Genomic DNA, 12,611 nt, shown 5'->3' with positions numbered 1-12,611 from the left:
GTCCTTATTGCTTCTGGGCCGGAGCCGCGCTCTCGCTACCTGCGGCAGCGGCGACATCGGCCTCGTCGGACCAGGGTTCAGGCTTCACCTTGGCTCCCGGGGCGGTCTTCTGGAAGCCTTCGGCAACAACGCGGTCGCCATCCTTCAGCCCTTCCGAAATCACCCAGCGGTCACCGATGGAACGGCCGACGCTGACGCGCCGCTGCTCGACCGTATCTTCGGCGTTGACGACAAGCACGCTCGCCTGACCGCCGGCATCGCGCTGAACCGCCTGCTGCGGCACCGCGAATGCGGCCTTCTGAATGCCCTGCTGGATCTGCACGCGGACATACATGCCCGGCAGCAGATCGCCGTTCGGGTTGGGAAATTCGCCGCGCAGCGTTACCTGGCCGGTGGTCTCATCCACCGCCGCCTCCGAAAACAGCAGACGGCCGGGCTGCGGGTAACGGCTGCCTTCATCGAAGAGCAGATTGACTTCGGCTTCATTCGGACCGGTCATCAGCTTGCCGTCCTGAAGCGCCTTGCGCAGCCGAATGAGATCGGCCGCCGGCTGGGTGAAGTCGGCATAGATCGGATCAAGCTGCTGGATCGTCGCCAGGTTTTCAGAGCCGGTCGCGCTGACGAGCGCGCCTTCCGTAATACGCGCGCGGCCGATCCGGCCGCTGATCGGGGCTTTGACATCGGCATATTGAAGATTGAGCTTCGCTTCCGCCAGGCCTGCTTCGGCCACCGCCACCTCGGCATCGGCCTGCGCCAGCTGGGCAATGGCATTGTCGAATTCCTGCTGCGAACCAACGTTGGAACGGCGCAGCTGCTGCTGCCTGTCGGCCGTCTGGCGCGCCTGAAGCTGCGCGGCCTGCGCCCGGCGCAACGTGCCCTCGGCGCTGTCGACGCGCACCTGGAACGGGGCGGGATCGATGCGGTAGAGGACATCGCCTTCCTTCACCAGCGAACCCTGCTCGAACACGCGCTCAACGATGATGCCGGAGACACGCGGGCGCACTTCCGCAAGTCGCGTCGGTGCAATGCGGCCCGGCAGGTCGTTGGTTATCGGCAGCTCTTCCTGCTTTACGGTCACGACCTTGACTGCACCAGGCGGCGGCGCGCCGGGGGCAGACGCCTGCTCGTCGCTACATCCGACCACAACGATGCCCGCCAACAACACCGCCACGATCTGCCCCAGTCTTTTCGCCATTCTGCGCTCCGAATCCATGAAAAAGGCCACATTTACATACATACTAAGACGTATGTAAATTTCTGACAATAGAATTGTTGCAGCGCAAAACCGACTCACGCGCTTGTGAAGCCGCGCGAGACGGCGTGGAAACACGGCCTGCATTCGCAAGAGCATCGGGAAACGGAAGGGGGCCGGGACCCACGACGGCGCGGGTCCCGCCTTGGGCCTTATGGCCGGAAGATCAGAAATAATTGCGCGAGCAAGGGTCGATGACCCGACTTTCCCTCAGGACAAACGCTTCAGCGAGCTGGCTTCCGGCTGGGGGCCGGCATTGGTCTTGTCGTTATTGTCGGCAGATCTGTTACGCAGCGCCGCGTAATAGGCATTTTTCTGCTCGTACATATTCATATCGGCGCGGCGCACCAACGATTCCATCGTCTCGCCTGCCTCGCTGGTCGCCACACCCAACGACAGGCTGAGCGGTGCGCTGGAATAGAACTGGTTGTTGATCTTCAGCAGCTCATAAACGGTTTCGACCATGGCGGCGGCCACCTGCTTGTCGGCGCCGGGAAGAAGAATGGCGAATTCGTCGCCGCCGATGCGGGCTGCATGGTTCGGCGCAGTCACCACGCCGTTCAGCACCTCGCCCATGCGTCGCAACAGGGCGTCGCCAGCATCGTGCCCCAGCTTGTCATTCGCGTCCTTCAGGCCGTTGAGATCGATCACGATCGCCGATACGGGCCGCAACGCGCTGCGCTCCAGCCTGTTCAGCTCGTCGGAATAGAAGGCGCGGTTGTGCAGCTTGGTCAGCACATCGTGCTTGCCGAGATATTCGAGGTAGGCTTCGGCTTTCTTGCGCGCGGTAATATCCGTCAGCGCCACCTGCACCAGAGACCAGTCCCGCTCATACCCGGGAAAAACCGAAAAATGCAAAAGCAGATGCCGCTCGGAACCGTCCAGCGCGTAGTTCACCACCTCGCGGTGATGGCTGAGATTACCGTTCCAGAGTTCCATCAGCTGTTCGCGGAACGGCTTTTCCATCTCGTCGCGGAAAATATCGCCTAGCCGCTGCAGCAGAACCTGCCGGTCCGGCGCACAGAACAGGTCGAGCGTCGCGCGATTGACGTCGATGACGCGGATTTCGCTCATGCATTGCCGCACGAATTCCGGATGCACATCCATGAAGACCCGGAAATCGATGATGCCGCGCTCCCTGACCTCCTCGATCAGGCGCCTTACCCGGCTGAAATCCTCCACCCACAGGGACACAGGCGAATGTTTGAACATGCCCTCGGCATAACGCCGGTTGAGCAGCTCCTTGCGGCGGGCCTCCTCCCGCTCCGTCACATCCTCGGTGGTCAGAAGCAGCCGGTCGAGCGTGTCCTCGTGGCCGGGTATCACCGCGCCGCGCAACTGAATGTCCAGCCGCTTGCCACCGATCGAATAATTGACAGCATTGCTGGTGAATTCCGTCTTGCCGGCCCAGAGTTCGGAAAGCTCGTTCACATGGCTCTCTAGCATGTCATCGCGAAAGATGCGGTGCAGATTGTCAACGAGATGGTTCTGGTCGTGGGCCTCGAAGAGTTCCAGCGTCCTGGCGTTGACCTGGATGACGCGGATCTTCTGCGAACAGGCCGCCACCCTTGTCAGATCGCCCAGAAGAAACGCCCTGAGATCCTCTACGCCCTCCGCCCGCCAGATATCGAACTGGCGCTTTACCTCGCTGAAATCCTCGATCCACATCGCCACGGGCGCAAGATTGAAGACATTGGCATCGATCGTCTCAGTCATACGGGCAAGTCTTCTCAAGGATAGGTGCAGGCGGATCACCAAACGGAGCGGCGCAGCAATAGCCGCCGCCTACGGGAATTTATTAGGGATATTCGATCCAAAGCAAGCATTTATCGCGCAAACCGCCGGATTGCGCGACAATTCATGGTTTTTTACAGACCGCAGGCCCGTTACCATAGCTTCACGTGTCGGTTTACATCCTTATAGAGCAGATAGCGGAATCGGCCCGGCCCGCCCGCATAACACGCCTGCGGGCAATAGGCGCGCAGCCACATGAAGTCGCCGGCCTGCACCTCCACCCAGTCCTCGTTCAGCCGGTACACGGCCTTGCCTTCGAGAACATAGAGGCCGTGTTCCATGACATGGGTTTCCATGAAGGGAATGGTCGCGCCCGGCTCGAAGGTGACGATGTTGAGATGCATGTCGTAACGCACGTCATCAGGATCGATGAAACGGGTCGTCGCCCATTTGCCGTCGGTGTCCGGCATTGCCGAAAGGGCGGTCTCGTCTTCATGCGTGAAGATCGCCGGCGGCGGCTCCAGCCCGTCTACGGCCTGAAACGCCTTCCGCACCCAGTGGAATTTGACCGGCGCCTTGCCCGAGTTACGAACGTGCCAGCGGCTGCCGGCCGGAAGGAAAGCGAAGGAGCCCTCCCGCAGCTCATGCCGGGCGCCCTCGAATTCCACGGTCATCTCGCCATCGACGACGAAGATCGCCGCCTGCGCCCTTGCGTCCGGCTCCGGACGGTCGCTGCCGCCGCCGGGCTGCACTTCAACGATGTATTGCGCGAAAGTCTCGGAAAAGCCGGTCATCGGCCGGGCGATGATCCAGGCACGCGTGCCGGTCCAGTGGGGCAGCACGCTTGTCACGATATCGGACATCACGGTCTTGGGGATGACAGCATAGGCGGTCTTGAATACAGCCTTGCTCGACAGGAGTTCCGTCTGCCCGGGCAGACCGCCCATATCCGAATAATATCTCTTCATTTCAGCCATTCCATTCTGCAATGCATTCGGCGCGGATTCTTAGGCCCGCGACGAGGTTTAAGCAAATGGTTATTGGCAGGAAGACGGGTCGAAGGATGTCATGCCTTCTTACGCATCGTCGCGTAGACGATATTGTGGTTCTCGCCGAAGAACACCTCAGCCTCGATGCTGTCGGGATCGGCGCTGGCATTGACGATCCGCCACATATCCGCCTTCGAGCGCAACAGCAGCGCCCAGTTCATGAAGGTTTCCATGTAGCCGTCCACAACGATGTCCTCGGAGAAGTTGGCGAAGAGGAACATGCCGCCGGGTTTCAGCATCTCCATGCAGCGCCGCGTGAGTTTGATCGCCACACGGTCGTTCAGGTAGTCGTATAGACCGGCTGCGTATATCAGATCGAAAGTGCCGAGCTCCTGCGTGCGCAGGACGATATCGCGCACCGAGCCGTCGATCGCCTCGATGCAGGTGCCGGCGAAATCGCGGGCAACGGAACCGACGCTCAAGGGGTCCTGATCGAGCGCCACCCAGCGCCGCAGCCTGCCCTCCTTCAGCGCCGCGGAAGCATCCGCCTCGCGCAGATGTCCGGACGCTATGGTGAGGATTTCGGTATCTTCACCGTGCCGGGCCGCCGCTTCGTCGACAAAACGCGTCAGCAGATCCCGTCGCTCGCGCACCGCCACGGAAGAACTGGCGTCCTTCGTATAGTCGTAAAGATCACGCCCCAGCGGCGTCGCATTCTTCACCAGACCGGCAACGCTTTCGTGGCCATAGATAAAATCCAGCAATTGCGCATCGCCGGAATAACCCCGCGGCTTGTCGAACGACCAGCGCGTGAACGGATCCTGCAGAAAACGCTCCGACACGGGGTGATTCTGTATGATGGGGATCAGTTCAGCCCACACGCTTGAGTGGAGTTTTTCTCGCAACCCATGCAGCGCCCCCGCCGTTCGATGTATTATGTCATGTGCTGAAATACCATTATCGAACTGCTGCTGTGCCAATTCGAGAATGATGGCAATTTCTGCTTTTGCAACTGCGAACTGCTCATCGAACGTTTTCGTTTTGCGTGCAAAAATCTCTTTTGCGACAGTATCCGGGGTGATCAGACTTGCCCCATCCAGATTTTTCTTCTTTACCCGCACCACTTCAGCCTCCAGTGTTAACACATTGTTAACTATACGTTTCTGGGACACCGAAGGCCACTCGATTTCGATTTTTGCGCGGTGTAGGGATAGATTAGTAAATTAGCGTATTTTTTTGGTCACACTCTCGGGTGGCGGCTGGGAGGATAGGCGGTTTAGTGAAACTTAATGTTGCGAACGTATGATGCGTTCTTCCTTTCCATGGTCTCAATCCGCTTTGGCAGAGATCGACAGGAACCCGAACTGGGTGCGACAGCACACGGAAAAGTGGAATAAGCAGTTACTTAATAAGTATACGCAACACTATGGGAAAGTGCATGAAGCACACATTGGGAGAGGTGAGTGGACAGCAAGACTATCGGCGGCCGGACTCCCGGTTTTCTGATGAACTTCTTGCCCTTTACCAGCAGGAAGGCGAACGCAGCCGCCGGGGTTCTATCCGTCGGGGCCTGTGGACGGCTGTCTTCATTTATCTTCTGTTTGCCGCTTCAGACATCGTTCTGATACCCGACGTCGCGTTTTACACCATTGTCGCACGTTTCGCGGTCGCCGTATCAGCGCTGCTGACACTGGAAATCCAGCTGCGCCGGGGAGCCAGCACCGCAGCGCTCGACCTCACCTGTGCGACCGCCCTCGTCATGGGTTATATCGGCTGGCTATTGCCATCGCTGCTGACCGACAATATCGAAAACATGTCCTATTACATGGTTTTCGGGGCGATCTTCATGATGGGCGCCAATCTGTTTTTCACTTTCAGATTCCATCTGTCGCTGGTGTCATCGGGCATCATTCTCGTCACCTATTTTCTGGCGGCGACGCAGTTTCCTGAAGACGCTTTCTACAAATTCGCTTTCGGCACCTTCTATATCTCCTGCTTCGTCTTCACGTCTTATGTGAACTGGAACCTGAACAGGGAACGCTACCATGTCTTCGTCAACGGGCTGGAAGCGAAGGCCCAGCAGAAGGCGGCGGATGAGCGTGGCCAGGCGCTGCTGCGTCTTTCCAACACCGATTCCCTGACCGGGCTGCAGAACCGCCGCGCCATCGATCACCATCTGCGCCTGTTGTGGGATAACTGGATGAAGAAGGAAGAAGGTTTTTCCGTATTCCTGATCGATGTCGATTTCTTCAAGAAATACAACGACCGTTATGGCCACCAGGAAGGCGACAAGTGTCTCGTGACCGTGGGTAATGCCTTGCAGGATGCAATCATCCAGCACGGCGCCTCGATCGGCCGTTATGGCGGCGAAGAATTCATCGTGCTGGCGCCATTCAAGTCCAAACAGCAGGTTGGCGAGCTCGCCGAAACGATCCGCCATACCGTGGAAAGCCTGTCCCTCGCACATGACCAGCGCCGTGACGGCACCTTCATCGTCACTGTCAGCATCGGCGCCTCCTTCACCCGCCCCAATCCGGACGGCAAGCTGGAGAAGATCATCAACGAGGCCGATCGCGCACTTTATATCGCCAAGGGCAATGGCCGCAATTGCATGAAGCTGTTCGATCCCGACGATCCGCAGACCAGCGACGAAACGGAAAACATCGCCGCTCTTCTGAAGATCGCAGTTGCGGAGAACCTTGTTTCCCTTGTCTACCAGCCGATCTTGAACATCTCGACCAATGAAACGACAGGCGTCGAGGCGCTGATGCGACTTCGCCTGCTGGATGGCAATTCCGTCGCCCCCAGCATCTTCATCCCGATCGCCGAGCGTACCGGCACGATCATGGAACTGGGCCTGTGGACCATCAAGACGGTCTGCAAGCACATATTGGCCGATGACAGGGTTGATGTCGTCAGCGTCAATGTGTCACCCATGCAATTGAAGAACCCTGGGTTCGCCACGTCCGTCGCGGCCATTCTCGTGGAAGCCGGTATTGCCGGCAACAGGCTCGCCTTCGAAATCACCGAAGGCCTGGACATGGAAATGCATTCGGATGTGCTGCGTTGCCTGAACGACCTGAAGACGCTTGGCATCAAAATCTGGCTGGATGATTTCGGAACGGGTTTCGCCGGCCTGTCATGGCTGCGCATGACGGATTTCGATACCGTCAAGATTGATCGTTCCTTCCTGCATGACAGCAAGACCCCACGCGGACGGGCGATGCTGCAGGACATGATCCGCCTCATTCGCAATCGCGGCCATAAAATTTTGATCGAAGGCGTGGAAACCGAGGAACAGCTGAGGCTCGTGCGCCAGATGGAAATCGATTACGCGCAGGGCTATTACATCGGCCGCCCGGTCGTGGCGGAAAGGCTGGGGCCCGCAAAAGCACCCTATCCGCGCCCCAGCATGCTTCTTCGTCCCGCCTGAGCGGGCGCTGCGGTAATCGATGAAGCTTAGTGATAAGCGGGCGGGCTGACCGAAAACCTTGCCGCCATTTCCGAAAAGGCCGCGCGGGTGACCGGATCGACCGGCGCTCCTTCCCTTTCCCGCTTCGCCGCCACCGCCCATTCGCGATCGCCAGGCGCCATGACCTTGCAATCCTCGCGAACGGGGGAACCCCGCAGCACTTCGAGATAGCGCTTCATGCCCTCGGCAAACGCGTCGCGCTCAAGGAAGGCTTCCGGTTTCAGCGCCAGAACGAAGGCGCCAAGCCCGCGCGGCGTGGAGAAATCCGGCCCGCCCATCGGGGCGATATCGAAGCTCAGCTTCATGCCGGTCAGAACCGCACTGAAAATCTCCACCATTCCTGCCAGCGCCGCCCCCTTGAAGCCGAATTCGCCGCCGACGGGGGCAAGCATTTCCGCAGCATTCGGATCCCTTGTATCGACGCCGTCACCATCCGAGGCAACGCCCGCAGGCAATTGCTGTCCGAGGCTGCGGTAAAGCAGCACGCGATTATAGGGCACCGCGCTGGTCGCCATGTCCAGCAGCCACGGCAGGTCATCCGCTGTAGGAACGCCGACGGCAATCGGGTTGGTGCCGTGAAAGCGCATGGCGCCATCATGCAGGCGCACGAAACTGTCCGAATTGCAGAATGTCAGGCCGATATAGCCCTGCCGGGCCGCCTCCAGCGCATAAGCCCCAGCCGGTCCGAAATGCGAGGAATTCCTGATCGCCACCGCGCCGATGCCAAATTTTTCCGCGAGCGCCATGGCGTTTTCCATGGCCGCATAGGTGGCGCGGGCGCCGTGGGCGTTGTCCGCATCCACCGTCTCCACCGCGCCGAAGCCGGAAACGCGGCTGATCTGCGGCCGCGGATTGAGACGCCCGCCTTCAAGTGCGGTGACATAATGAGCGAGCAGGCGCACACCGTGGCTGTCAACGCCAAGCCGCGTGCCATGCATCATGGCGCGGGTCGCCGCATCGGCCGTCTCGTCATCCGTACCGGCAGCGAGGAAAACGGCGCGGCAGAACCGATCCAGCTCATCCAGCCTCGCCAGAGCAGGGACGTTTTCATTGCTGTGCGACATGCGGGGAACCCTCCCGATTCCAGAATCCATGCCGCACAGGCTATTCATGGGATAGGTTTTTGCAATCGAATATCACGTGGAAAACGTCGATCGGCGCGGCGGCGGCGGAAAGCGGCCTATTTGCGCGGCGGGGCGATACTGCCCCTCAGCACCAGCCGGCAACCGAGTTCCAGCCGGTGCGCCGGCCGGGTGTGATCGGCCGCCACCAGCCGCTGCTCCAGCAGCGACAGCGCCGCCCCGCCCAGCCTGTCGGCGGGCAACTGGATGGTGCTGAGAGGCGGTGTGCTGAAGGCAGCTGGCATGATGTCATCGAAACCCAGCACCGAAACATCCTCGGGCACCCGGATGCCGGCCTCCCCCAAGGCCTTCAGACAGCCGAGCGCCAGATTGTCGGCGGCGCAGAAAATCGCGGTGGCGTTTCGCAGCGGTCGCTGCTCGGCAAGCAGACGGCGGATAGCCACCTCCCCCCATTCGGGCTCGTAGCTCTCGACCTCGATGACCATATCGGCCGGAACGGCAAGGCCCGTTGCAAGGAATGCATCGTTATAGCCATCATGGCGACGGCGGATCGTCGTGCGGCCCTTCCAGGTCACATGCACAATATTGCGATGCCCGAGCGACAGCAGATGCTCGATGCCGAGGCGAGCGCCGAACCGGTTCTCCGCCGTTACCGTATCGACGATCATGGCCGGATCTTCGCCATTAATCAGCACCACGGGCTTGCCGAGCGCGGAAAGCGCCTCGACCAGCTGCGGCCTGTCGTCATTCAGAACCACGACACCGTCCACATTATCTGTCCTGACGGCTTCGGCAACCGCCACGGGGTCGAGCCGGCTCGTTGCACTGACATAGGGAACGATGCGGATCCCGCGCCGCTCGCATTCGCGGCGGAAGCCGTTCAACATTGTCCAGCTGACCATGTTGAGCTCGCTCTGCGGTGCCGCGTCATTGGTCATGGCCAGCAGGACGACACGCAAGGTGGCGATGGTCGCCTTCTGGCGCCGGTTTTCGAGATAACCAAGCGACCGGGCGGCTTCCAGAACCCGCTCGCGAACCTGCGTGGTGAGCGGTGCCGTGCCGTTGATCGCATGCGAAGCCGTGCTCAGCGAAACATTCGCCTCCCGCGCGACGTCCTTAAGCGTCGTTTTCCTGTCTATTTTCATAAAAGGGAATTCAACCACTCTTCTTCGGACGGCCCTGGCGGAAAGACTCACGCAATCGATCTGAAGAATAACCGCGCCGGTCTGCTGCTCTCTCGTTAGCGGAGACTACAGCATCATCCGTAAATGCGGAATTGATTTCTCCGGCTTTGGCGATCGTCCGGTTGCCGCCCGCGCTTCACCGCGGGCGGCAGCGCGGTCAGAGCGCGCCGGCGATGTGGTCGATGCTGGCTTTCACGGCAGCGGCCGGGTCCTTCAGGTCATGAACTTCCGTCGCAAAGGGCTCGAAGCTGTAGGGCCCCTTGTAACCGGCGGCCTCCAGCGCCCTGATCTGGGCGATGTTCTCCAGCCGGTCGGCACCATCCACCAGGACGCGGTGGGCATCCAGCATGTCGGCGACGGAGACGGCGGGGTCGGTAACGCCGGAAATGTGGACGAGACCGGTGCGTTCGGGGAAAAACGCCGTTTCGCCCGCGAGGTGATGGTGGAAGGTGTCGTGTACCAGCCTGTAGACATCGCCGCCGCCGGCCACGTCAATGGCTCTCACCGCCTCGGTCTTGGTGCGCAGCGAGGAGACCGGGAAGCCGAGCGGTTCGACAAGACCGGTAAGGCCTTTCTCCTCAAGGATCGGCTTCATGGCCTTCAGCGCCGTCACGAGATCGTCGAAGGAAACCGCCCTGCCGTCATTGAGCGGGCACATGACCAGCGCTTTTGCACCGCTCGCCGCGGCGTAATCGGCCATGGCGACGGCGCGCTGCGGCAGGTCGCCCGACCAGACGTTGAAGGGATAAAGCGCGTTGATGGAGATGATCGTCACGCCGGCCTTGTCGGCCGCCGCCTTCACCTGCGCCGGTGTCACCGTACCGACAATATCCGGCAGGTCGTTGCGGATCTCGACTTCGGTGAGGCCGAGTTCGCGCGCGGTCTGGAAGAAGTCCTCGAGCGAAAGCGCCGGGGCGGTGATGTGGTTGATGGCAAAACGCATGAAAGACCTCACTGATAAAGGGCGGGACGGGTGGGAAGCCTGATTGCGACGGCTGCGCCGTCCGTTTCCTGCGCGGCGACGCAGGCATCGGAGGTGATCGCGGCCACGTAGCCGTCCCAGGAATTGGGGCCGGAGGCTGTTCCCTTCGCCGCCGCATGGATGAAGTCCTGCAATTCGACGTCGTAGCTGGCGATGAAACGATCCTTCCAGTCGGTGAGAATATCGTTCTGCAGCTTGGCGCCGAGCCGTGTCTGTATCGCCATCGGCTCCGGCAGGCTCGCAATGCCGTCCTCGCCGACCACCTGGCACTGTATGTCGTAACCGTAGTGGCAGTTCACGAAGATTTCGACGTCGATGATCGTGCCCCTGGCCGTTTCCAGAATGACGATCTGCGGGTCCCTCAGCTTTGCATGGCTGCGGGCGGCGGCACGTGGAAAGAGAACCCGGGCCGACACATAGTCGTCATCGAGCAGCCAGCGCAGCACGTCGATCTCATGGATCATCGTGTCGTGGATTGCCATGGGCGTCACATACTGCTCCGGAACGGTCGGGTTGCGATGGGCGGCATGGACCATGATCGGGGCGCCGATCATGGTGTCCACGGTCTTTTTCAGCGCCACGTAACCGGCGTCGTAGCGGCGCATGAAACCCACCTGCACCAGCCGTTTGCCATGCGCCACCTCAGCATCGACGATCCGCTTCGCGCCCTCTGCCGTCGTCGCCAGCGGCTTTTCGCAGAAGCACGGCTTGCCGGCGGCGATGGCCGCCAGCACATATTGCTCATGCGTCGCGCCCCAGGAAGTGACAAGCACGGCATCCACATCAGCTGATGCGATGAGCTCCTCGCCGGTGGCGAAAATGGCGGCATCAGGGGCGATGTCTTTTTTGACCGCCTCGGCCGAGGCGCGGTTGACGTCGCTCAGCGCAACGACCTTCGCACCGCCCAGAACCTCATTGATACGTCGGGCGTGATCGCGCCCGATGGCACCGGTGCCGATGACACCAATTTTCACAGTCATCTGAAAAACCTCATTTCCAGTATTTGGCGACATATCGCCGGGTTTCGCTGAGCATGAAACGCGCGCTTTCATCGACACGATCTTCCCAGGCAAAGACGCAGTTCGACAGCACACCGTCGAATTTCATGTCGGCCAGCGTGGCGAAGAATATCTCCCAGTCGATCTCGCCTTGGCCGAAATCCGTGTGCTGGTGCACCCTGACTTTGGCGCCGGGCGGATTGACGATGTAGCGCAGCTGCGACGATTTGGTGTGGTCATAGGTATCGGCAAGGCGCACATGCACCAGATGGCCTTCGGTCGCGCGCAGGTTGGCAACCATGTCCGGACCGTAAAAGAAGGTGTGAGGCGCGATGAAGGAGGCCTTTACCGCCTTGGAATTGATGGTCTTGATGATGTCGATGGCCGGCGCGATTTCCTCGATCCAGTCTTCGGGATGCGCCTCCAGCGACAGCACCAGCCCCTCCCGCTCGAGGATCGGCACCAGAACATCCATGGCGCGGAAGAACTGCGCTTCGCAGGTTTCCGGACGGTGCAGGCCGGACCGGTCGTTGAGGCTGCGCTCCGGCGAGCCCCCACGGCCGAATTCCGAAACGAACATCGGGCACTCCATCTCGACCGCAATCTCGATGGCGCGTTTCCAGTTGTCGATCGCTACCTCCCATTCGTCCGGATACGGGCTCGCCCAGCGATACATGGGCTGCAGCGTGGCAAGGCCGACGCCGTGATCCCTCAGGGCTTTTTTGAATTCGGCGACGCGCTCGGGATAGACCTTCGGTCGCGTCCACCAGGACAGAAAATCCGGACGGGGTGAAAGTTCGACATAGTCGTAACCGAGCTCTGCGACCTTGCGGCAGGTCTCGGCCAGCGAAAGATGCCGGAACATGTGGGGATCGAGCGTATGTTTCATGGCTGTTTCCAGTCGGTGGGATAAGGGAC

10 protein-coding genes are annotated in these 12,611 nt (G+C 60.4%); 1 reads left to right on the top strand and 9 read right to left on the bottom strand.

Going from position 1 to position 12,611, the window contains the following annotated elements; genetic code table 11:
* Nucleotides 1-4: 4 nt before the first annotated feature.
* The 4 genes from AGR2A_RS23525 to AGR2A_RS23510 all read right to left on the bottom strand — a co-directional run bounded on the left by AGR2A_RS23525 (nucleotide 5) and on the right by AGR2A_RS23510 (nucleotide 5,099).
* A complete protein-coding gene (locus tag AGR2A_RS23525) occupies nucleotides 5-1,195 on the bottom strand; it encodes an efflux RND transporter periplasmic adaptor subunit (protein ID WP_080823466.1) in 1,191 nt (396 codons plus the stop codon).
* A 267-nt stretch (nucleotides 1,196-1,462) separates the two neighbouring features.
* Nucleotides 1,463-2,968, bottom strand: coding sequence for a sensor domain-containing diguanylate cyclase (locus AGR2A_RS23520; protein ID WP_072492998.1), 1,506 nt, complete (start codon nucleotides 2,966-2,968; stop codon nucleotides 1,463-1,465).
* 170 nt (nucleotides 2,969-3,138) lie between these two features.
* On the bottom strand, nucleotides 3,139-3,963 hold the full coding sequence (locus AGR2A_RS23515; RefSeq protein WP_072492999.1) for a bifunctional allantoicase/(S)-ureidoglycine aminohydrolase: 825 nt from the start codon (nucleotides 3,961-3,963) through the stop codon (nucleotides 3,139-3,141).
* 89 nt (nucleotides 3,964-4,052) lie between these two features.
* Nucleotides 4,053-5,099 (bottom strand): class I SAM-dependent methyltransferase, encoded by a 1,047-nt coding sequence (locus tag AGR2A_RS23510; protein ID WP_006700367.1) that lies wholly within the window; start codon nucleotides 5,097-5,099, stop codon nucleotides 4,053-4,055.
* 314 nt (nucleotides 5,100-5,413) lie between these two features.
* On the opposite strand from AGR2A_RS23510, the gene AGR2A_RS23505 reads away from it, so the two are divergent.
* Nucleotides 5,414-7,408 (top strand): putative bifunctional diguanylate cyclase/phosphodiesterase, encoded by a 1,995-nt coding sequence (locus tag AGR2A_RS23505; RefSeq protein WP_064263419.1) that lies wholly within the window; start codon nucleotides 5,414-5,416, stop codon nucleotides 7,406-7,408.
* A gap of 26 nt (nucleotides 7,409-7,434) precedes the next feature.
* On the opposite strand, the gene AGR2A_RS23500 is transcribed toward AGR2A_RS23505, so the two are convergent.
* The 5 genes from AGR2A_RS23500 to AGR2A_RS23480 all read right to left on the bottom strand — a co-directional run bounded on the left by AGR2A_RS23500 (nucleotide 7,435) and on the right by AGR2A_RS23480 (nucleotide 12,582).
* Nucleotides 7,435-8,511, bottom strand: a complete 1,077-nt coding sequence (locus AGR2A_RS23500) for an Ldh family oxidoreductase (RefSeq protein ID WP_072493000.1) — start codon at nucleotides 8,509-8,511, stop codon at nucleotides 7,435-7,437.
* 116 nt (nucleotides 8,512-8,627) lie between these two features.
* Nucleotides 8,628-9,674, bottom strand: a complete 1,047-nt coding sequence (locus AGR2A_RS23495) for a LacI family DNA-binding transcriptional regulator (protein ID WP_072493001.1) — start codon at nucleotides 9,672-9,674, stop codon at nucleotides 8,628-8,630.
* A 196-nt stretch (nucleotides 9,675-9,870) separates the two neighbouring features.
* Nucleotides 9,871-10,656, bottom strand: coding sequence for a TIM barrel protein (locus tag AGR2A_RS23490; protein ID WP_072493002.1), 786 nt, complete (start codon nucleotides 10,654-10,656; stop codon nucleotides 9,871-9,873).
* An 8-nt stretch (nucleotides 10,657-10,664) separates the two neighbouring features.
* Nucleotides 10,665-11,675 (bottom strand): Gfo/Idh/MocA family protein, encoded by a 1,011-nt coding sequence (locus tag AGR2A_RS23485; RefSeq protein WP_072493003.1) that lies wholly within the window; start codon nucleotides 11,673-11,675, stop codon nucleotides 10,665-10,667.
* Nucleotides 11,676-11,685: 10 nt separating this feature from the next.
* Nucleotides 11,686-12,582 carry a sugar phosphate isomerase/epimerase family protein gene (locus AGR2A_RS23480; protein ID WP_064263424.1) on the bottom strand — a complete coding sequence of 299 codons (897 nt, stop codon included), beginning with the start codon at nucleotides 12,580-12,582 and terminating at the stop codon, nucleotides 11,686-11,688.
* Between the last annotated feature and the right edge of the window lie 29 nt (nucleotides 12,583-12,611).

This window comes from Agrobacterium genomosp. 2 str. CFBP 5494, from assembly GCF_900013495.1.
GTDB classification, from domain to species: Bacteria; Pseudomonadota; Alphaproteobacteria; order Rhizobiales; family Rhizobiaceae; genus Agrobacterium; species Agrobacterium pusense.
Note: the sequence above shows the minus strand (reverse complement) of the source record. Positions and strands in the feature narration are given on the sequence as shown.

Bases quoted from the DNA above. Each gene is read 5' to 3' on its own strand.
- AGR2A_RS23525 (WP_080823466.1), bottom strand. From the start codon at position 1,195: ATGGCGAAAAGACTGGGGCAGATCGTGGCGGTGTTGTTGGCGGGCATC.
- AGR2A_RS23520 (WP_072492998.1), bottom strand. From the start codon at position 2,968: ATGACTGAGACGATCGATGCCAATGTCTTCAATCTTGCGCCCGTGGCG.
- AGR2A_RS23515 (WP_072492999.1), bottom strand. From the start codon at position 3,963: ATGGCTGAAATGAAGAGATATTATTCGGATATGGGCGGTCTGCCCGGG.
- AGR2A_RS23505 (WP_064263419.1), top strand. From the start codon at position 5,414: ATGAAGCACACATTGGGAGAGGTGAGTGGACAGCAAGACTATCGGCGG.
- AGR2A_RS23500 (WP_072493000.1), bottom strand. From the start codon at position 8,511: ATGTCGCACAGCAATGAAAACGTCCCTGCTCTGGCGAGGCTGGATGAG.
- AGR2A_RS23495 (WP_072493001.1), bottom strand. From the start codon at position 9,674: ATGAAAATAGACAGGAAAACGACGCTTAAGGACGTCGCGCGGGAGGCG.
- AGR2A_RS23490 (WP_072493002.1), bottom strand. From the start codon at position 10,656: ATGCGTTTTGCCATCAACCACATCACCGCCCCGGCGCTTTCGCTCGAG.
- AGR2A_RS23485 (WP_072493003.1), bottom strand. From the start codon at position 11,675: ATGACTGTGAAAATTGGTGTCATCGGCACCGGTGCCATCGGGCGCGAT.
- AGR2A_RS23480 (WP_064263424.1), bottom strand. From the start codon at position 12,582: ATGAAACATACGCTCGATCCCCACATGTTCCGGCATCTTTCGCTGGCC.